Source organism: Paracoccus sp. SY (genome assembly GCF_002901215.1).
In the GTDB taxonomy this organism is placed as follows: domain Bacteria; phylum Pseudomonadota; class Alphaproteobacteria; order Rhodobacterales; family Rhodobacteraceae; genus Paracoccus; species Paracoccus acridae.
On sequence record NZ_NWMQ01000002.1, the window covers coordinates 65,543 to 85,034 of the forward strand.

21 protein-coding genes and 1 pseudogene are annotated in these 19,492 nt (G+C 67.1%); 14 read left to right on the forward strand and 8 right to left on the reverse strand.

All coding sequences use genetic code 11. The annotated features are described in order from the left end of the window. The first annotated feature begins 59 nt into the window (after positions 1 to 59). A complete protein-coding gene (locus CK944_RS02115; protein ID WP_103171389.1) occupies positions 60 to 830 on the forward strand; it encodes an enoyl-CoA hydratase-related protein in 771 nt (256 codons plus the stop codon). Here CK944_RS02115 and CK944_RS02120 read toward each other — a convergent pair. The 3 genes from CK944_RS02120 to CK944_RS02130 form a co-directional block, all read right to left on the reverse strand. Then, a complete protein-coding gene (locus CK944_RS02120; protein ID WP_103171390.1) occupies positions 827 to 1,558 on the reverse strand; it encodes a DNA mismatch repair protein MutT in 732 nt (243 codons plus the stop codon). The genes CK944_RS02115 and CK944_RS02120 overlap by 4 nt on opposite strands. After that, positions 1,507 to 1,860 carry a DUF983 domain-containing protein gene (locus CK944_RS02125; protein WP_371411643.1) on the reverse strand — a complete coding sequence of 118 codons (354 nt, stop codon included), beginning with the start codon at positions 1,858 to 1,860 and terminating at the stop codon, positions 1,507 to 1,509. The genes CK944_RS02120 and CK944_RS02125 overlap by 52 nt, the downstream gene beginning before the upstream one ends. Before the next feature lie 138 nt (positions 1,861 to 1,998). Continuing rightward, positions 1,999 to 3,384, reverse strand: coding sequence for a diguanylate cyclase (locus tag CK944_RS02130; RefSeq protein WP_103171392.1), 1,386 nt, complete (start codon positions 3,382 to 3,384; stop codon positions 1,999 to 2,001). 99 nt (positions 3,385 to 3,483) lie between these two features. Here CK944_RS02130 and CK944_RS02135 point away from each other — a divergent pair, with 99 nt between their 5' ends. From CK944_RS02135 to CK944_RS02145, 3 genes are read left to right on the forward strand one after another with little or no spacing between them, the layout of a single operon-like run. Then, entirely contained in the window at positions 3,484 to 3,771 is a 288-nt protein-coding gene (locus CK944_RS02135) for a DUF3572 domain-containing protein (protein WP_103171393.1), read from the forward strand. A gap of 52 nt (positions 3,772 to 3,823) precedes the next feature. Further along, positions 3,824 to 4,339 (forward strand): heme NO-binding domain-containing protein, encoded by a 516-nt coding sequence (locus tag CK944_RS02140; RefSeq protein WP_103171394.1) that lies wholly within the window; start codon positions 3,824 to 3,826, stop codon positions 4,337 to 4,339. After that, entirely contained in the window at positions 4,336 to 5,346 is a 1,011-nt protein-coding gene (locus tag CK944_RS02145; protein WP_103171395.1) for a GGDEF domain-containing protein, read from the forward strand. The genes CK944_RS02140 and CK944_RS02145 overlap by 4 nt, the downstream gene beginning before the upstream one ends. Here the strand turns inward: CK944_RS02145 and tpiA are convergent. The 3 genes from tpiA to CK944_RS02160 all read right to left on the reverse strand — a co-directional run bounded on the left by tpiA (position 5,321) and on the right by CK944_RS02160 (position 7,020). Continuing rightward, entirely contained in the window at positions 5,321 to 6,064 is a 744-nt protein-coding gene (tpiA, locus tag CK944_RS02150; protein ID WP_103171396.1) for a triose-phosphate isomerase, read from the reverse strand. The two genes, CK944_RS02145 and tpiA, sit on opposite strands and share 26 nt — an antisense overlap. Before the next feature lie 89 nt (positions 6,065 to 6,153). Further along, positions 6,154 to 6,525: an iron-sulfur cluster assembly accessory protein gene (locus tag CK944_RS02155; protein WP_103171397.1), complete on the reverse strand. Its 372-nt coding sequence runs from the start codon at positions 6,523 to 6,525 to the stop codon at positions 6,154 to 6,156. A gap of 141 nt (positions 6,526 to 6,666) precedes the next feature. After that, on the reverse strand, positions 6,667 to 7,020 hold the full coding sequence (locus CK944_RS02160; RefSeq protein ID WP_103171398.1) for an SUF system Fe-S cluster assembly protein: 354 nt from the start codon (positions 7,018 to 7,020) through the stop codon (positions 6,667 to 6,669). Between the two features lie 123 nt (positions 7,021 to 7,143). Here CK944_RS02160 and tgt point away from each other — a divergent pair, with 123 nt between their 5' ends. From tgt to CK944_RS02175, 3 genes are all read left to right on the forward strand, one after another. Then, positions 7,144 to 8,274, forward strand: coding sequence for a tRNA guanosine(34) transglycosylase Tgt (tgt, locus tag CK944_RS02165; protein ID WP_103171399.1), 1,131 nt, complete (start codon positions 7,144 to 7,146; stop codon positions 8,272 to 8,274). A 107-nt stretch (positions 8,275 to 8,381) separates the two neighbouring features. After that, the gene (rnd, locus tag CK944_RS02170; protein WP_103171684.1) at positions 8,382 to 9,551 is read left to right on the forward strand and encodes a ribonuclease D; all 1,170 of its coding nucleotides are present in this window, start codon (positions 8,382 to 8,384) and stop codon (positions 9,549 to 9,551) included. Then, positions 9,548 to 10,549, forward strand: coding sequence for a GNAT family N-acetyltransferase (locus tag CK944_RS02175; RefSeq protein WP_103171400.1), 1,002 nt, complete (start codon positions 9,548 to 9,550; stop codon positions 10,547 to 10,549). Before rnd ends, CK944_RS02175 begins: the two co-directional genes overlap by 4 nt. Positions 10,550 to 10,563: 14 nt before the next feature. Here the strand turns inward: CK944_RS02175 and CK944_RS02180 are convergent, their stop codons facing one another. After that, positions 10,564 to 11,322, reverse strand: a complete 759-nt coding sequence (locus CK944_RS02180; protein ID WP_103171401.1) for a PAS domain-containing protein — start codon at positions 11,320 to 11,322, stop codon at positions 10,564 to 10,566. Between the two features lie 230 nt (positions 11,323 to 11,552). Here CK944_RS02180 and gmk point away from each other — a divergent pair, with 230 nt between their 5' ends. From gmk to CK944_RS02195, 3 genes are read left to right on the forward strand one after another with little or no spacing between them, the layout of a single operon-like run. Further along, positions 11,553 to 12,182 carry a guanylate kinase gene (gene gmk / locus CK944_RS02185; protein ID WP_103171402.1) on the forward strand — a complete coding sequence of 210 codons (630 nt, stop codon included), beginning with the start codon at positions 11,553 to 11,555 and terminating at the stop codon, positions 12,180 to 12,182. Next, the gene (locus CK944_RS02190; RefSeq protein WP_103171403.1) at positions 12,179 to 12,700 is read left to right on the forward strand and encodes a gamma carbonic anhydrase family protein; all 522 of its coding nucleotides are present in this window, start codon (positions 12,179 to 12,181) and stop codon (positions 12,698 to 12,700) included. The genes gmk and CK944_RS02190 overlap by 4 nt, the downstream gene beginning before the upstream one ends. Continuing rightward, positions 12,697 to 13,809, forward strand: a complete 1,113-nt coding sequence (locus CK944_RS02195) for a cell wall metabolism sensor histidine kinase WalK (protein ID WP_103171404.1) — start codon at positions 12,697 to 12,699, stop codon at positions 13,807 to 13,809. Before CK944_RS02190 ends, CK944_RS02195 begins: the two co-directional genes overlap by 4 nt. 41 nt (positions 13,810 to 13,850) lie before the next feature. On the opposite strand, the gene CK944_RS02200 is transcribed toward CK944_RS02195, so the two are convergent. Continuing rightward, positions 13,851 to 14,567, reverse strand: a complete 717-nt coding sequence (locus tag CK944_RS02200; RefSeq protein ID WP_103171405.1) for a PEP-CTERM sorting domain-containing protein — start codon at positions 14,565 to 14,567, stop codon at positions 13,851 to 13,853. Between the two features lie 331 nt (positions 14,568 to 14,898). Here CK944_RS02200 and rpiA point away from each other — a divergent pair, with 331 nt between their 5' ends. The 4 genes and pseudogenes from rpiA to hflC all read left to right on the forward strand — a co-directional run. Next, complete coding sequence (gene rpiA, locus CK944_RS02205) at positions 14,899 to 15,660, forward strand: ribose-5-phosphate isomerase RpiA (protein ID WP_103171406.1); 762 nt, start codon at positions 14,899 to 14,901, stop codon at positions 15,658 to 15,660. After that, positions 15,657 to 17,054 carry a glutathione-disulfide reductase gene (gorA, locus tag CK944_RS02210; protein WP_103171407.1) on the forward strand — a complete coding sequence of 466 codons (1,398 nt, stop codon included), beginning with the start codon at positions 15,657 to 15,659 and terminating at the stop codon, positions 17,052 to 17,054. Before rpiA ends, gorA begins: the two co-directional genes overlap by 4 nt. Before the next feature lie 105 nt (positions 17,055 to 17,159). Beyond that, entirely contained in the window at positions 17,160 to 18,434 is a 1,275-nt protein-coding gene (gene hflK / locus CK944_RS02215) for an FtsH protease activity modulator HflK (protein WP_103171408.1), read from the forward strand. Further along, positions 18,434 to 19,483: pseudogene (hflC, locus tag CK944_RS02220) on the forward strand (protease modulator HflC); the annotation flags it as partial. The gene hflK and the pseudogene hflC, both read left to right, overlap by 1 nt. Positions 19,484 to 19,492 lie beyond the last annotated feature (9 nt).

The window sequence follows — 19,492 nt, forward strand, 5'->3', positions numbered from 1 at the left end:
CGGGTCGCGCTTTCCCCCTGCGCGGTTTCGGTCATGATGCCGCCAAAAGGGGGACCGCCATGACTTACGAAACCATCGAATTCGCCGTCAGCGAAGGCGTCGCCACGCTGACCCTGAATCGCCCGCAGGTGATGAACGCGCTCAGCAGTCGGATGCGGGCCGAGATCACGGACGCGGTGCAGACCCTGCCTGGGGAAGCGCGTTGCCTGGTCATCACCGGCGCCGGGCGGGGCTTCTGTTCGGGCCAGGATCTGACCGATCGGGCGGCGGCAGCCGATCTGGAAGGCACGCTGCGCGACGAATACGAGCCCATGCTGCGGGCGATCCGCGCCTGCCGCGCGCCGGTGATCGCGGCGGTGAACGGGGTCGCGGCGGGGGCGGGGGCGAACTTGGCCCTGGCCGCCGATGTGTTGATCGCCACCGAAAGCGCCAGCTTCATCCAGGCCTTCGCGCGAATCGGGCTGGTCCCGGATGCGGGCGGCACCTTCGTCATTCCCCGCGCCGTGGGCATGGCGCGGGCCATGGGCATGATGCTGTTCGCCGAACCCGTCAGCGCCCGCCAGGCCGCCGATTGGGGGCTGATCTGGGAAGCCCTGCCGGATGCGGATTTCGCCGAAGGCATCGCCACCCGTGCGCGGCAACTGGCGCAGGGACCGACGGCCGCCTATCTGGCGATCCGCGAAGCCGTCGCGGCATCCACCCAGAACGACATGGACGCGCAGCTTGCGCTGGAGGCGCGGCTGCAAGGCGCAGCGGGCCGGACAGCGGATTTCGTCGAAGGGGTGACGGCCTTCCTGGAAAAGCGCCCGGCGCGGTTCACCGGACGCTAGGCGATCTGCGCGAAACGCGGGGCAGGGGTCCGGTTGTCGAAGAAGGGCACCGTATCGGGCACCGGCAGGGGCGCGTCGGGCGCCAGGCCCGCGATCAGGTCGGCCAGTTCGGCCAGCACCACCTCGGTGATGAAGGGCAGGTCTAGGGCGCGCGCCTGGGCCAGGGGCACCCAGTGCAGGTGCGAAAGCTCGTCGCAGGCGCGGCTGAAATCATCGGGGTCGGTCGCCAGGCAGGCGGCGTCGGCCACGAAGAAATGCGCGTCGAACCGGCGCGGCCGGCCCGGCGGGGTGATGGCGCGGAACAGATAGGTCAGGGAGGCGGCATCGGGGGCAAGCCCCGCCTCGGCAAAGCCCGGCCAGTCGCAGCGGCCGGGACGGCCGATCAGCTGGCCCGTTTCCTCGGCCAGTTCGCGCAGGGCGGCGGCGGCAATGGCATCGGGATGGGGCGTGCAATCGGGGCGGGGTTCCCGTGCCAGGCGGCTTCGATGCGGTTCCGCAAGGGGGGCTGCCAGCGACACGGCCGCGTCCGAGGCATCGACCGCGCCCCCTGGAAAGACGTATTTCGACGGCATGAAGACCGCCCCCGCGCCGCGCATCCCCATCAGGACCGAACTGTCGCCCCCCGTCCTGCGTAGCAGGATGACGGTCGCCGCGTCGCGGATGGGGGTGGGGTCGGTCACGCCGAGGTCACGGGTCGCGCGCCGAATCCGTGCATCCGCCGCGCCCATTGCAGGCCCACGAAGGCCCCCTTGATGCGCGGCAACAGCAGCAGCGAGAGGATCACAGCGCCCAGGCTGAAGGTCCAGATCATCGTCATCGCGGAAGGCCGCCATGCGACATAGCTGGCCAGCAGGATCGGCGCGCCCAGATGCGAGACAAGGAGGATCGTCAGATAGGCCGGGCCGTCGTCGGCACGCTGATGATGCAAGGCCTCGCCGCAGGACGGGCAATGATCGGCGACCTTCAGAAAGGACCGGAACAGCTTCCCCTCGCCGCAGGCGGGGCAGCGGCCCCGAGAACCGCGAAGCACTGCCTGTCCGGTCGGACGCTCGGACATATCGGACGGTGCGGCTTGGGACGACATGGCAATCTCCGGGTTGGTCGGGCGTTGCCAATGTAGGGGCTGATCGTGTCGGATACCAGACCGGTTCCCGTGCCTTTCGACGCCTCAGCAGACCGGCTGCGACGGCGCCATCAGCACGCGGTTGCGCCCCAGCGACTTGGCGGCGATCATCGCGCGGTCCGCACGTTCAAGCGCGATTTCGGCCAGGATGTCGGGGCGGCTGATGCAGAAGGGCGTCTGTTCCAGCGCCACCCCGATCGACAGCGTGGCCTGAACCTCGCCTCCGCCCGAGATGCGGGGCAACAGCGTGGGCTGCGCCTCGACGGCGCGGCGGATTTCCTCGGCCATCCGAAGCGCCTCGGCCTCGGTGGCGTTGGGCAGCACGACCAGGAACTCCTCTCCTCCCAGGCGGGCGGTCAGGCCGCGGCTGGACACGATCTCCTCGACCCGATGGGCGATGTCGCACAGGACGGCGTCGCCCGCCGCATGGCCGAAGCTGTCGTTGATCGCCTTGAAGCGGTCCAGATCCAGCGCCATCACGGCAAATCCCGATTGCCGCCGCATGGCGCCGCGCGCGATCTCGACCAGGCGGGGCAGGGCATAGCGGCGGTTGTAAAGGCCGGTCAGCGGATCGGACATGGCCCAGGCCATGTTGCGCTTCATCTCCTCGCGCCGGGTGTCGGCACGGCGCTTGCGGTCAAGCTGGTTGCGCAGCGCAAGGGCGGCGATTTCGGCATTGTTGTCCTCGGCCGGGTCCAGGGGCAGAACCTCGCCCGCGCCCAGATCCAGCGCGATGGCGCAAAGCTCCTCGCGCTCGGGCGCGACAAGGACGGCAAAGCCCGCCTCTTTCGATCCGTTGCGCGACCGCAGTTCCGACAGAAGCTGCAATCCGTCGCCCTTGCGGTCGATGTCGGCGGCGATGATGTAGAGATCTGCGCCATCGCCCTGCGCCGCCGCGCTGAGCGTTTCATCGGGGCTGGAAATGGCGAATCGGCAGTTCAGGCGCGGTTGCAGGGCATGTCGCCAGCGTTGCGCCCGCGCGGGTTGGTCGGCCACCAGCACGACATTGCCCGACGGCGCGTGGGCAAAGCCCGCCGCCTGTTCGGCCATGGCGAAGTCTGGCGGATCCTCCGCCTCGGCGTCCCGCAGCAGGCCGCGGACGCGGGCCAGCAGCATCTGTTCATCGACCCTCGGATCCAGAACGGCCGCCGCGCCCGCCTCCAGCGCCTCGACTCGGCGCTGCCCGTTGGCAAGGACCAGGACCGGCGTACGGGGGCGCTCCACCGACACCATGCGAAAGAAATCGGCCAGCGGCACATCGGTGAAGCCCGGTCCCAGCAGAATCAGATCCGGGCGCCCAAGGCGCAGTTGAGACAGAAGTTCGGTTGCCGAAGCGGCCGCCAGCACATCGTAACAGGCGCCCGACAGCCTGACCTTGAGGCTGATCCGGCTGGTTGCACTGCTTTCCGCGATAAGGATACGCGCAGTCACAGATAACGCCCCTTTACGACAATTTTCCAAAGAATTGCATTGATTCCTTAACAAAGGGTTTCCAAACAGGCATCACTGGCCGCATCGGGGAAACATGTGATGACATATACGCGAGAATCCGCGCAGAACCTGGCCATGGGCGTTCTTCTCTACATGGTGGAACGGCCCGAACTGCTGGGCGGCTTTCTGGGGGCGACCGGCCTTCAGCCCCAGGATCTGCGCCAGGCGGCCGGCAATCCCGACATCGCCCTGCATGTCCTGGACTATCTGCTGGAAGACGACCAGCGGGTGCTGGAGGCTGCGGCGGACTTGCAGGTCGTGCCGGGCGACCTGATGCAGGCCCGCACGGCCCTGGCCGGCCCTGGCAGCTACGGATGGGAGATCTGACGTTGGGAATTTCTTCACCTCTTGCCCTTATCACGGGCGGCGGAGGTGACACATGCACGATCTGGTCAGCCGCGCGATCGAAAAATTCCTGACCGAGCAGTCGGTTTCCCTTGAAGACCGGGCGGGCACCCTGCCTCCGGGCCAGTTGCTGCATGATGCTGCGCGCAACCTGGACAAGCCCGTCGATGAACTGGCCGAGGATCTGGGGGCATGGCTGGTCCAGCAAGAGGAAATCTGGCGCCTGCTGCGTTTCTGCGGCCGGGATTTCCTGGATTTCCTTCTGCGGCTCGAGGAGTTGCCGGACCGCATCCGGCTGATCACGGATGATGTCGATATCCCTGAAATCGGCCTGTCGCGCGGCGATGACGGGCTGCTCTGGGTGACGTTCACGGATGGATCGCCCATCTGGACGTCCCTGCTGGCCGGGCTGCTGCGGGCCATGGCCGACGATTATGGCACGCTTTGCGTGATCTTCCGGCAGGACGGGGGCCTGTGCATCGACGTGTCGGACCTGGCCTTCGCCGCCGCGCGCACCTTCCACCTGTCGGCTAGGGGGCAGGGGCGATGACCCATGCCCTGACCCTTGGGCAAGCCGCCCTGGACCGCCTGATGCCCATGCACCTGTGCATCGCGGATTGCGGGCAGATCCATTTTGCCGGTCCGACCATGCGCAAGCTGATGCCGCCCGGCGCCCAGGGCGTCGAGGATATCTTCGTCGAGGCAAGGGGTATCGCGACCGGCCATGTCATCGGCGCCATCCGCGCGGCGGAACCTGGCGACCGCCTGGCCCTGCGCCTGCGCCATCACCAGCAGTTGATGCTGCGCGGCCATGTCGTCGCGCCGGGGTTCGGTGGGCTGCTGCTGAATTTCGGCTTCGGGGTGTCGCTGTCGGACGCGGTCGCCACCTTTGGCCTGACCGAGGGAGACTTCGCCCCCACGGAACTCGCGCTTGAACTGATGTTCCTGCAAGAGGCGAACCGGGCCATCCAGCAGGAACTTGCCCGCTTCAACCGCCACCTGATGCTGGCCCGCCAGGATGCCGAGCGAGAGGCCCATACCGATGCCCTGACAGGTCTGCTCAACCGCCGGGGCCTGCAGGCAGTCATGCGCAATGCCCTGGATCCCAAGGGCGGGATGCAGGGTTTCGCCCTGGTTCATCTGGACCTGGACAATTTCAAGCAGGTCAACGACCGGCTGGGCCATGGCGCGGGCGACCGCTTGCTGGGCAATGTCGCCCGCGTGCTGGGCCGGGCGGTCCGGTCGCGCGATCACGTCGCGCGGATCGGCGGGGACGAATTCGTGCTGATCCTGGGGGGAAGCTGGACCTGCCAGGCGCTGACCGCCATCGGCATGCGGATCGTCCAGGGCATCGAGGCCGTCTCGCCCGAAGACTGCGCCGTATCGGCAAGCCTGGGGATCGTGCTGTCCGCAGGCTATGGCCCGGACGGCATCGACCGGATGCTGGATGATGCCGACGTCGCGCTCTATCGGTCCAAGCGGGCCGGCAAGAGTCGCGTCTCGATCGCGCCCCTGCCGGTGGACGCCGCCGTCAAGCCGCTGCCAGGGCCGCGATGATCGGTCCGAAATCGACGGCCTTCAGGCTTGCCCCGCCGACCAGGGCGCCGTCCACGTCGGGAACGGCAAAGATCTCGGCCGCATTGCCCGGCTTGACGCTGCCGCCATAAAGCAGGCGCACCTGCGCCGCGTCCTGCACCTTGCCCGCCAGGCGTTCCCGCATCAGCGCATGAACCTCGGCGATCTGGTCGGTGGTGGGGGTGCGCCCTGTGCCGATGGCCCAGACGGGTTCATAGGCGATGACGGTATTGGCAGCCGTGGCCCCCTCGGGGATCGACCCGTCCAGTTGCGAGGCGATGACCGTCAGCGTCTCGTCGCCGTCCCGCTGCGCCTCGGTTTCGCCCACGCAGATGATCGCCGTCAACCCGGCGGCATGGGCGGCTGCGGCCTTGGCCGCCACCATTGCATCGGTCTCGCCATGGTCGGCGCGGCGTTCGGAATGTCCCAGGATCACATAGGCCGCGCCCGCATCCTTAAGCTGGCCTGCCGCGATGTCGCCGGTATGCGCGCCCGACCGGTTGGCATGACAGTCCTGCCCGCCAAGGGCGATGGCATCGCCCGCCCTTGCCTTCATCGGGTGCAGAAGCACGGCCGGCGGGCAGATCACGACCTCGCAGCCGGGATTCGGATGGGCCGTGACCAGGGCGTCGATCTCGGCCAAGGCGGCCAGGTCGCCGTTCATCTTCCAGTTTCCAGCAGCCAGTTTGCGCGGTGCCATGCTGTTCCTCCAAGCGTTTGCAGAGGCTTAGGGGCAGGGTCCGGGCTTCGCAATGATGATAGCGACGAAACCCCGCGCAAATTGCCCCATCAACCGGCGGCGCGGCTTCCTTCCAGCGGCTCAAACCGCACGGATTCGCCGCAGCCGCAGGCATCGGTCACGTTCGGGTTGCGGAACCGGAACTGGGATTCCAGCACCCCGGTCTCATAGTCGATCTCGGTCCCGAACAGGAACATCTGCGCCTTGGGCGCGATCAGCACGCGTGCTGCGCCCTGTTCCACGATCTCGTCATTGGATTCCGCTGTCTCGACCAGATCCATGGTGTATTCCATGCCCGCGCAACCGCCCTTCTTCAGCCCGATCCGCAGGCCGAAGGCGTTCTTGCCCGCCATCAGCCGGGCGATCTGGCGCTCGGCGGCAGGCGTGATCGTGACGGGCACGGATCCGGGAATGGCAAACATGGGCGCGTTCCTTCTTTTCACCCCGAACATAATCCCCCGGCCTGCCTCCATCAAGACGGGCAGGTTCTTTGCCTTGGGGTCAAATATCCCACAGGGGGTCGGGGGACGTGAGGTCCCCCGGTCACCGCCGCCAAGAGCAGCCTACATGAAGCCCAGTTCCAGCCGGGCCTCGTCGGACATCATGTCCATGCCCCATTGCGGCTGGAAGGTCATTTCCACATCGACCTGCTTGACGCCCGGAATGGCCTCGACCGCGTCGGCGACCCAGCCCGGCATCTCGCCCGCGACGGGGCAGCCGGGCGCGGTCAGGGTCATGACGACCCGCACCTCGTTTTCCGGGTTGATCGCGATGGTATAGATCAGGCCCAGGTCGAAGATGTTGACCGGGATTTCCGGGTCGTAAACCGTCTTGCAAGCCTCGACGACGCTTTCATACAGCGGATGCTCGGTGGTCGAGGGCGCGATCAGCGGCGCACCTTCCTGCGGTTCGGTCATGGCGTGTTCCTGTCGAATTTGCCTTGATATAGGCTTCTGCCCCCTTCAGGTCCAGAGACGGGCCGCATTGCGGTCCCCGCCCGCAGCGGCTAGACACGCCCGGTTCCAGCGACAGGCCCCCCGATGAGCGAGCGTTTCCACTTTACCCTTCACGCGACCGACGGCCAAGCCCGCACCGGCACCATCCACACGCCGCGCGGCGAGATCCGCACCCCCGCCTTCATGCCGGTGGGCACCGCCGCGACCGTCAAGGCGATGCTGCCTGAATCCGTCCGCGCCACCGGGGCCGACATCCTGCTGGGCAACACCTATCACCTGATGCTGCGGCCGGGCGCGGAACGCATTGCGCGGCTGGGCGGGTTGCACCGCTTCATGAACTGGGACCGGCCCATCCTGACGGATTCGGGCGGCTTCCAGGTGATGTCGCTGGCGGCCCTGCGCAAGCTGACGGAAGACGGGGTCACCTTCTCGTCCCATATCGACGGGTCCAAGCACATGCTGTCGCCCGAAACCAGCATGGAGATCCAGCGCCTGCTGGGCAGCGACATCGTGATGTGCTTCGACGAATGTCCCGCGCTGCCCGCGACCGAGGAGGCCGTGGCGCAGTCCATGCGCCTGTCGATGCGTTGGGCGCAGCGGTCGCGCGACGCCTTCGGCGACCGGCCGGGACACGCGCTGTTCGGCATCATGCAGGGCGGCGTCACGCCGGAACTGCGCGAGGAGTCCGCCGAAGCTTTGAAATCCATCGGCTTCGACGGCTATGCGATCGGCGGCCTTGCCGTGGGCGAGGGACAGGAGGCGATGTTCGGCGTCCTCGACTATGCGCCCGGTTTCCTTCCCGCCGACAAGCCGCGCTATCTGATGGGCGTGGGCAAGCCCGACGATATCGTGGGTGCCGTGCAGCGGGGCGTGGACATGATGGACTGCGTGCTGCCGTCGCGGTCGGGCCGCACCGGGCAGGCCTGGACCCGGCGGGGACAGGTCAACATCAAGAACGCGCGCCATGCCGACGACCCGCGCCCACTGGATCAGGATTGCACCTGCCCGGCCTGCACCGGATACAGCCGCGCCTATCTGCACCACGTCTTCCGCGCGGGCGAGATGATCAGCGGGATGCTGTTGACCTGGCACAACCTGCATTATTTCCAGGAACTGATGGAAGGCCTGCGCGGCGCGATTGCCCAAGGACGACTGGACGATTTCGTGGCTGATTTTCACGCAATGCGCGCAGAGGGCGACATCCCGGCCTTGTGATCCGTCAGGCTGGCTGACCAAAAAGACTTTCCAAGGCGAAGTCTTGGTCTTATGTCAACCGGATCCGGCGGACGAACCGCCCTGCGAAAGCCCTCATGAGCGACGACATCATCACCATTACCCGGACCGACGACCTCGCGCTGTTTTGCGAGAACGCAAAGTCAGCCCCCTATGTCACCGTCGATACGGAATTCCTGCGCGAACGGACCTATTGGTCGAAGCTGTGCCTGATCCAGCTTGCCATTCCGCCCGCATCGACCCCCAAAACCCCGGGCGGAGAGGCCGTGCTGGTCGACCCCCTGGCCGAAGGGCTGTCGCTGGAGCCGCTTTACGACCTGTTCCGCCACGAGGGCACCGTCAAGGTGTTCCACGCCGCCCGCCAGGACCTCGAGATCTTCTTCCATGACGCGGGCCTTTTCCCCCAGCCCCTGTTCGACACGCAGGTGGCCGCGATGGTCTGCGGCTTTGGCGAGCAGGTCGGATACGAGACCCTGGTGCGCAAGATTGCCAAGGCGAACCTGGACAAGTCGTCGCGCTTCACCGACTGGTCGCGCCGGCCCTTGTCGGACGCGCAGGCGGCCTATGCCCTGGCCGACGTGACGCATCTGCGCGTCATCTATGAATTCCTGGCCGCCGAACTGCGCAAGAACAACCGCGAAAGCTGGCTGGCCGAGGAGATCGCGGTCCTTGAAGACCCCGAAACCTATATCACCCGCCCCGAGGAAGCCTGGCTCAAGATCCGCACGCGCACCAATTCGCCCCGCTTCCTGGCGATCCTGCGCGAACTGGCCCGCTTCCGCGAAGCCTATGCCCAGGAACGCGACATTCCCCGGTCGCGGGTCTTCAAGGACGACGCCATGATCGAGGTCGCCTCGACCAAACCCCTGACCGAGGCCGATCTGGGCCGGTCCCGCCTGCTGCTGCGCGAGGCGCGCAAGGGAGACATCGCCAACGGCATCCTGGCCGCCGTCAAGGCCGGGATCGAGACGAAGGACCTGCCCCAGGCCAAGGCCGAGGAACCGGGCAAGCCCGGCAATGCCGCGCTGTCCGACCTGCTGCGGGTTCTTCTGAAGGCCAAGGCGGATGAATCGGGGGTCGCGCCCAAACTGATCGCGTCGTCGTCCGAACTGGACGCCATCGCCCAGGGGGAACGCGACCTGCCCGCGCTGAAGGGCTGGCGGGCCGAGGTGTTCGGGCATGACGCCCTGCGCCTGGCGCAGGGAGAGATCGCGCTGTCGGCCAAGGGCGGCGCGGTGCGCGTCATACCGGTGGGATGAACGCGGTGGCGGCCCTGGTCCTGACCCGTCCATGGCCCGAGGATGCCGCCGCCATCGCCGATGCCCTGTCCGGCTGGGATGTGGCCCAATGGCTGACCGCCGTGCCCTGGCCCTATCGGCCGGACGATGCGGCGGCCTTCATTGCCGGTGCCGGTCTTGACGAACATGCCGTCCGCCACGAGGGCCGCCTGGTGGGCATGGTCCGCGCCTCGGCCAGCTTCGGGATCTGGATGGCGCCGGCCGCGCAGGGGCAGGGGCTTGCGGAACGGGCGTCGGTCCTTGCCTTGTCCCGCCGTTTCCGCGGCGGCGCCGACGAAACCGAGGCGAACCATGTCCAGGGCAACACCCGCTGTGCCGCGCTGCTGGCGCGGCTGGGTTTCCGGCCATCCGGCCCGGTCACGCTGTGGTCGCAGCCACGGCAGCAGCAATTGCCCGGGCTGTCGCTGCGCCTGTCCCGACAGGATTTCGCCCGTCGTCATCCCATCGTCCTGTCCACGCCGCGCCTGCTGATCCAGCCATTCCAGCCCGCCGACCTGCCCGACCTGCACCGCATCGCCACCAGCCCCCAGGTCGCGTCGAAGCTGCTGGTGTTCCATCCCCACATGACGCCCGAGGAGATGGAACCCTTGTTCCGGTCGGACGGTCTGCTGCCGCCCATGCGCCTGACCGTGCGTCATGGCGGGCGGGTCGCCGGGTCCATCGGCATCAGCGCGGGCGATCCTTGGCGCATCTTCTATTTCCTCGATCCCGCCCTGGTGGGGCAGGGACTGGGAGAGGAGATGGCGCGCGCCTTCCTGGACGAGATCATCGCCCGCTTCGACCCGCCCGAACTGCTGGCCGACGTGTTCCTGGACAACCTGCCGTCCCGCAGGCTGCTGAAGAACCTTGGCTTCCAGCGAGAGGAAGACCAGATGCTGTTCTCGGCCGGGCGCCGAGAGGCTGCGCCAGCTGCCATCTATCGCTGGCAACGCAAGATGCGCCCCTGGCTGCTGGCGTGATTATCCGGCCCCGATCATTCGGTCCGGCCCGTTGGACGCGAGGGTCCGGGCAGGGTGATCAGTTGAAACTGGGACCGCCTGCCTTCGCTGTCGTCGCGCCCCAGGCCGCGTTCCGGCGCGGCCAGTCCCGCGGGTCGGCCAAGCTTTCCCGCCCGCGCGCTTCCGGTGGACCATCCCTCTCGCCCGGGGTCCGAGGCGGAGGGCGCCAGGGTCTTGCCCCCTTCGATGATGGGCAGAACCTCGTCATGGGTCAGGTCGAACCGGCGTGGGGCGACGCCGATCTGGCCTTCGGCGATGATGCAGCCCAAGGCGCGCGTCACGTCGCCCAGATCCGAGGACAAGGGCAGAAGCAGCATCCGCGCCGAAAGCTCGGGCCGGGCATATTCGGCTTTCGCGTGCAACGTCATCTGGGCCAGTTGCGGGGCGCGGAACACCGATTCCAGCACATCCGACAACCGCCCGCGCGAACTTGAATGGGCCAGCGAACAGAAGGCCATGCCCCGCACCTCCATCCCCATCAGGTCGATCAGGTGCTGCCCGGCAAGGCGGAACCGCGCGGCGCCGGGCGCGATCCGTTCCAGGATGAAGGCGTAATCCAGCGCGCGCCGGATCCCCTGGGGCTGGATGTCGGACCGGGCGGGCACGGCCCGACCCTGTCGCAGGCTGTCCCAATAGGCGCGCATGTCGGCCATGATGCGGGCAGGCTGGGTCAGGTTGAAATCGGCAAGATGCACAATCCGGCCTGTCCGATCCGCTTCGGGCGGACACGACATCTTGTCGTCCTTCCATTCCGACACTGCTTTACCCTCGTTACCACGCGCATCCAGGAACGCAGATACGCCATTACTGCAAGATCATGATAAACATAACTTCGCCACATGCCGAGTCGTTTCCTAACGAATGGTTAAGGCATCTGCAGGCCCGGTCCGACCCGATGCAGGGGACTTGACCGTCGGGCACCGCTGGTCCATCCCGCCGTCAGATTGCCAAGGAAAGACGACCCATGGACCGGACCGGCCTGCTGATCATCCTGTCATCGCCATCGGGCGCGGGGAAATCGACACTGGCGCGGCGGCTGATGGACTGGGATCCCAGCCTGCGGTTCTCGGTATCGGCGACCACCCGCCCCCCCCGGCCGGGCGAGGTGGACGGGCAACATTACTTCTTCACCACCCCCGGCGCCTTTCACCAGATGGTCGAACAAGGGCAGATGCTGGAATATGCCGAGGTGTTCGGCAACCTTTACGGCAGCCCCCGCGCCCCGGTCGAGGCGGCGATGCGCGACGGCCGCGACACGCTGTTCGACGTGGACTGGCAGGGCGGCCAGCAGATCCGCGCCTCGGCCCTGGGGGGGCATGTCGTGTCCATCTTCGTGCTGCCGCCGTCGCTTCCCGAATTGGAACGCCGCCTGCGCGGACGCGGGCAGGACAGCGACGCGGTGATCGCGGGGCGGATGGCGAAAAGCCGGGCCGAGATCAGCCACTGGGCCGAATACGATTATGTCCTGGTCAACGACGACTTGGACGAGACGGAAGGCCGTCTGCGCGCCATCCTGACCGCCGAACGGTTGCGCCGCGACCGGCAGGGCGGGCTGGGCCGCTTCGTCAAGCACCTGATGGAGGAGGACGCATGATCTGGGAACTGGACGGTATCGCACCCCGGGTCGCGGCAGACGCCTGGGTCGCGCCCGACGCGCAACTGATGGGCAAGGTAGTGCTGGAGGAAGGCGCCTCGGTCTGGTGGGGGGCCGTGCTGCGCGGCGACACCGAGGAGATCCGCCTGGGCCGGGGCAGCAATGTCCAGGATCTGTGCGTGCTGCACACCGATCCGGGTTGCCCGCTGGTCATCGGCGTGGATTGCACCATCGGCCATCGCGCGATCCTGCACGGCTGCACCATCGGCGACGGCGCCCTGGTCGGCATGGGTGCCACGATCCTGAACGGCGCGAAGATCGGCGCGGGCGCCCTGATCGGCGCGGGCGCCCTGATCGCCGAGAACAAAGAAATCCCGCCCGGCGCCCTGGTCATGGGCGCGCCCGGCAAGGTCGTGCGGATGCTGGACGAGGCGGCGCTTGACGGCCTGCGGCAGTCGGCCGCCCGATACCGCGCCAATGCCGCGCGGTTCCGCGCGGGCCTGCGGCAGGCCGGATGATCCCCGACGCGCATCGCCGGGCGTCCGACCTGCTGGACGGGGTGCCCGTGCCGATGCTGGCGGTCGATGACCGGGCGCGCACCATTGCCGCCAATCCCGCCGCGGTGGCCCTGTTCGGGGGCGGCGATCTGCTGAACCGGCCCTTTGTCACCATCCTGCGCCATCCGGCCATCGTCGCGGCGCTGGACTGGGTGCTGGATCCCGACCGCCACCCCGCGCCGGTGCCCGACCCCTCGCTGCCCGCCTCGGCCAAGGGGGTGGTCCGGCTGAACGCCGTGATCGGGGCGGACGGGCGCGACATCGCGGCGGAAATCACCGTGGCGCGCCTGCCCTCGCCCCTGGGGAAGGGGGCGACGATCGCGGTTCTCGACCGGTCGGCGGCCGAGGAGGCGGAACAGATGCGGCGCGATTTCGTCGCCAATGTCAGCCACGAACTGAAGACGCCGCTGACCGCGATGATCGGCTTCATCGAGACCCTGCGCGGCCCGGCTCGCGACGATGCCAAGGCCCGCGACCGCTTCCTGGACATCATGGAACGCGAAGCCGCCCGCATGAACCGCCTGGTCAGCGACCTTCTGTCCCTGAGCCGCGTCCAGGCCGAAGAACGCCGCCGCCCCGGCGGCCAGGTCGATCTGCCCCTGCTGCTGCGGGGGGTGCTTGCGACCATGGACCATGCGGCGCAGACCGCCGGGGTCACGCCAGAGGTCCGGGGCCTCGACGGCAGCCAGATGGTGCCCGGCGATCCCGACCAGTTGGTGCAGGTCTTCCAGAACCTGATCGAGAACGCGCTGAAATACGGGGGCTCTGGCGGATACCTGGGCGTGACGATGCGCCGGATCGACCACGAACCGCAATTGCGCGGCCCCGCCTGGGCGGTGGAGATCCGCGACAGGGGCGAAGGGATCGAGGGGATGCACCTGCCGCGCCTGACCGAACGCTTCTATCGCGTGGACACCCACCGATCACGCGCGCAGGGCGGAACGGGACTGGGCCTGGCCATCGTCAAGCATATCGTGAACCGCCATCGGGGCAGGCTGCGCATCGACAGCAGCAAGGGCCAGGGCAGCGCCTTCACGGTGATCCTGCCCGAAAGCGCCAGCCGGGGCTGAGAAACCCCGCCGCGCGGCTGCGGCGGGGTCGGGCCTTGGTCCTATTTCGCCCTGCGGCGGCGAAGCATCGACAGCAGCCCCAGTCCGCCCGCCAGCATCGGGAATGCCGCGGGCACCGGAACCGGCGAGGGGTCGGGATCCGGATCCGGCGTCACGCTGCCGAAGGTCACGTCGTCGAAGACGATCTGGTCGGCCACCCCGGCAAAGCTGACCGACTTGGCAAGCCCCGCAAAGCCGATGCCGCCGGCCACGAAGGGGCAGAAACCTGCGTTGTATTCGCTGCCGCAATTGCTGGAGGTGAGGCCAAGCGACAGGGAGGCCAGCAGGTTGCCCGTGCCGTTCAGCCCGTCATAGACGCTGATCGAGCCGGTATTGAAGATCGCGGTATAGAAGAACGAAAACCCGGTGGTGAAGCCTGCGGCAACGTTCATGAAGGTCTCACCGCCCGACAGGAAGAACAATCCGCCCAGCTGGGAGTCGGGATTTCCCTGCCCGCCCCGCGAGGTGTTCGAGCAACTGGTTCCGGGCGTGTTCAGGCAGATCGCCTGGGCATTTTCGGAAAACTCGATCCCGACATCGGTGCCCGAGGTGCCGTCGCTGCTGACACCGCCACTGTAATAATCGCCTATGAAGGCAAAACCCGAAGGATAGGATGAATTCACCCCTTCGAAATCGAGAACGATTGTCGCGGCCTGGCTTTGTGAGGTTATCGCAAGAAGGATTGCCCCGGCTGCACCGCTTGAAAGCAAGTTTTTCATGATCGGTCCTTTTGCTTAATGGAATATTCGTGATTCATGGACATATTTGTCTTTAACAAGCCTCCTTTTATTTAAATTGGCGATAAACATTTCGCCGAATAAAGCACGAATATAATACCGCATGAAAACCCGAAAACAAAACTAATTTAAAGGCAGGTTGCCTTCAATATTTAAGGGTCAATAATGGCAATAATTATATTCTTGGATTCGCGCTTCGGATTTGGATGTTGAAGACGCATCCTCTCCGGCAGCCACCTTTTCCGTCTCGGGCGTTCCACATGACCGCGGCTTGCCCTATAAGCATTTAACCAGTCCAAGCCGGAGACCGCCGATGACCCAGAACCCCCAACCCGATCCCGCCAAGCTGGCCGCTGCGCGCGCCGCCGTGGCCCTGGTCCGGGACGGCATGAAGCTGGGCCTGGGCACCGGATCGACCGCCAGCGTCATGGTCCGCGAACTGGCCGCCCGCGTGCGTGCCGAGGGATTGTCGCTTCGCTGCGCCGCCACCTCTCGCGCGACCTGCGACCTGGCCGAAAGCCTGGGGCTGTCGATCGAAAGCCTGGATCAGATCGGCTGGCTGGACATGACCATCGACGGCGCCGACGAGGTCGATCCCGACCTGCACCTGATCAAGGGCGGCGGCGGCGCGCATCTGCGCGAAAAGATCGTCGCGGCGGCCAGCAAGCGGATGGTCGTCATCGCCGATCCCGGCAAGGTGGTGGAACAGCTTGGCGCCTTTCCCCTGCCGGTCGAGGTGCTGCAATTCGGGTTCGAGACCACCCGCACTCTGATCCGCCGCGCGCTTGCCGACCTGGATCTGGGCGACCGGGACGTTCTGCATCGCCTGAAGGGCAGCGACCCCTGGGTCACGGACGAGGGGAACTGGATCCTCGACCTGCATCTGGAATGCATCCCCGATCCGGTGGCCCTTGCGCGCGCGCTGTCGGCCATTCCGGGGGTCGTGGAACATGGGCTGTTCCTGGGCATGTGCCATCTGGCGATCATCGGCAAGCCGGACGGCACGATTGTCCGGCTTGACCGCAATGCCGACATCGACGCCGACCTGCTGGCCGGCGAAGGGGACCAGCCATGAGCTTCGATTATGACCTGTTCGTGATCGGCGGCGGGTCCGGTGGCGTGCGGGCAGCCCGCGTCGCTGCGGGCGAACATGGCGCCCGCGTCGCCCTGGCCGAGGAAAGCCGCATGGGCGGCACCTGCGTGATCCGCGGCTGCGTGCCCAAGAAGTTGATGATCTTCGCGTCCCAGGCGGGCCTGATGGCCGAGGAGATGCGCGGCTATGGCTGGGAAGGCGCGCAGGCGGGCCGGTTCGACTGGCCGGTCTTCCGGTCGAAACTGGATGCCGAACTGACGCGGCTGGAACTGATCTATACCGCGAACCTGGAAAGGTCGGGCGTGCAGATCTTCCATCAGCGCGCCACCATCGTCGATGCCCACACGGTCGCCCTGGCCGACGGCACGACGAAGACCGCCAAGCATATCCTGATCGCGGTCGGCGGCCGCCCCGCCTTGCCCGGCATCCCCGGCGAGGAACTGGGCCTGATCTCGGACGACCTGTTCCTGATGAAGGAACTGCCGCGCCGGGTGCTGCTGGTCGGCGGGGGCTATATCGCCTGCGAATTCGCCACCATCCTGTCGGGCTTGGGCGTCGAGACCGTCCAGGTCTATCGCGGCGACGCGGTGCTGCGCGGCTTCGACCAGCAGGCCCGCGACATGGCGACCGTGCAGCTGAGCGAGATCGGCATCGACCTGCGGCTGAACGTCACCCCCACCGGACTGGCGCGCGCGGGCGACCGCATCGACGTCGCCTTCAACGACGGCAGCCACGAGGAATTCGACGCGGTGTTCTGGGCCACCGGGCGCAATCCCTATACCGGCGGGCTGGGGCTGGAAAACACCGGCGTCCACCTGCGCGGGAATGGCGCGATCGCCGTGGACGAATGGTCGCAGACCTCGGTGCCGTCGATCTTTGCCGTGGGGGACGTGACCGACCGGGTGAACCTGACCCCCGTTGCCATCCGCGAAGGCCATGCCTTTGCCGACACGATCTTCGGCGGCCGGGCGCGCAAGGTCAGCCACGCCACCATCGCAAGCGCCGTTTATCTGCGCCCGCACGAGGTCGCGCAGATCGGCCTGACCGAGGAACAGGCCTGCGCGCGCGGCGACGTCGATGTCTATGCCACCACCTTCCGGCCCATGCGCTCGATGTTCGCGGGCAGCAACGCCAAGGTGATGATGAAGCTGCTGGTCGATCCCGGAACCGACGTCGTGCTGGGCTGCCACATCTTCGGACCCGACGCGGGCGAGATGATCCAGCTTGCCGCGATCCCCATCACCATGGGCGCGACCAAGGCCGACTTCGACGCGACCATGGCGGTCCATCCCACCGCGGCCGAGGAACTGGTGACCATGCGTCAGCCCACCCGCAGGCACCGGCTGGAGGTTCCTGCACAGGCTGCAACCGCCTGACAATTGCGACAGATGGGCGCGGGCGGGGGCTGTTCGGGTTGACATTTCCCCCTGCCGGCCCAGTTTTCAGACAACGGAACGACGAAGAAGAAAGAAGGACCACGGATGGCAAGTCAGGGCCCTTGGGGCGGCGGAAGCGGCGGAGGAGATGACGAGGATCGCGACAAGCGTCCGGTGAACCGCCCCTGGGGACAGCAGCAACCACCAAAAGGGCCGCAGCGTCCCGGTGGCCCCCAGCAGATGCCCGAAATCGAAGAACTGATGAAGAAGGGCCAGGAACGCCTGCGCGTGCTGATGGGCGGACGCGGCAGCGGCAACGGACCGACCGGCGGCGGACCCCGGCGCCCGCAGACCCCGGGCTTCCAACTGAACCGGACCACGCTCACCATCGGCGGCCTGGTCCTGCTGGCCTTGTGGGCCTTCGCCAGCTTCTATCGCGTCCAGACCAACGAACGCAGCGTCGAGTTCCTGTTTGGCCGCGCCGTGGCCGTAGGGACCGAGGGTCTGAACTTCGCCCCCTGGCCGGTCGTCACCGCCGAGGTCATTCCCGTGACCAACGAACGCGTGACCGAGATCGGCACGGGCCGCCAGGGCGAGATGGACAACGGGCTGATGCTGACCCGCGACCAGAACATCGTGGACATGGAATACCAGGTCGTCTGGAACATCTCGGACCCCGAGAAATTCTTGTTCAACCTGGCCGATCCCGCCGACACCATGCGCGCCGTGGCCGAATCCTCGATGCGCGACATCATCGCGCGCAGCGAACTGGCGCCGATCCTGAACCGCGATCGCGGCACCATCGCCAACGACCTGCAAACCTCAGTCCAGGAAACGCTGGATGCCTATCAGTCGGGGATCAACGTGGTCCGGGTCAACCTTGACCGCGCCGACCCGCCGGCCGAGGTGATCGACGCCTTCCGCGAGGTGCAGGCCGCCCAGCAGGAACGCGACCGGCTTGAAAAGGAAGCCGACGCTTATGCCAACCGCGTCCTGGCCCAGGCCCGCGGTGACGCGGCCCAAGCCCTGGAACAGGCCGAGGCTTATCGCGCCCAGGCCGTCAACACCGCCCAGGGCGAGGCCGCGCGATTCAATTCGATCTACGAGGAATATGTGAAGGCCCCCGACGTGACCCGCCGCCGGATGTATCTGGAAACCATGGAAACCGTGCTTGGCCGCGTGGACAAGGTGATCTTGGGCGATTCGACCGGGGGGCAGGGATCGGGCGTCGTGCCCTATCTGCCGCTGGACCAGTTGCGCCGGCAGGGATCGGGCACAAGCGGCCAGAACGCTGGCCAGAACGTCGGCCAGACGGGCACCAGCCTGCCCGGTTCGGGGCTGCAAGGCCAAGGCAACGCGACCACGGGGGGTAGCAACTGATGGCCAATGTTCGCAGAAATCTGGCCGCGACGCTGGCCATCCCGTTCCTGATCGTGGTGGCGGTGCTTGTCGCCTCGTCGCTATTCATCGTGGACGAACGCGAAAAGGCGCTTGTGCTGCGACTGGGTCGCGTCGTGGACGTCAAGGAGGAACCGGGCCTGGGCTTCAAGGTGCCCTTCCTGGACAATGTCGAGAAATACGACGGCCGCATCCTGGGCCTGCCCACCGTGCCGCTGGAGGTCACGCCGCTGGACGACCGCCGCCTGATCGTGGACGCCTTCGCCCGCTGGCGGATCACCGATGTCGTGCGCTTCCGCCAGGCGGTCGGCGCGGGCGGCATCCAGGGGGCGCAGGGCCGTCTGGAACCCATCGTGCGCAACGCCATCCGCGAGGTGCTGGGCACCGTGCCGTCCACCAGCGTCCTGTCGGACGACCGGACCGCGCTGATGAACCAGATCCGGGACGAGGCGCGCAACAACTCGGAAGGGCTGGGGGTCGAGATCATCGACGTCCGCCTGACCCGCACCGACCTGCCCGAGCAGAACCTGAATGCGACCTATGCCCGGATGCGGGCCGAGCGCCAGCGCGAGGCCGCCGACGAGATCGCCCGGGGTGGCGAGGCCGCGCAGCGCGTCCGCGCCGCCGCCGACCGGACCGTGACCGAGCTGACCTCGGAAGCGTCCAAGCGGGCCGAGATCGTGCGCGGTGAGGCCGACGCCCAGCGGAACGCCATCTATGCCGACGCCTTTGGCCGCGACCCCGAGTTCTTCGCCTTCACCCGGTCGATGACCTCGTACGAACGGGCGCTGCAGGGCGACAACAGCACCATGGTCCTGCAGCCCGAGGGCGAGTTCTTCAGCTATCTGCGCGATGACGGCGCCAGCCGCGCCAATCCCTCGGCGACGCCCGTGCCCGCAGGCAATTCGGCAGCGTCCGTCCTGGAGCCGCAGGCCCAGGAGGAAGAAGAAGGCCTGGTGACCCCCACCGTCACCGACCGCGAGGGCAATCCCTTGGGCGAAAGCGCGGGCGTCAAGCTGACCCCCGTGCCGGAAATGCTG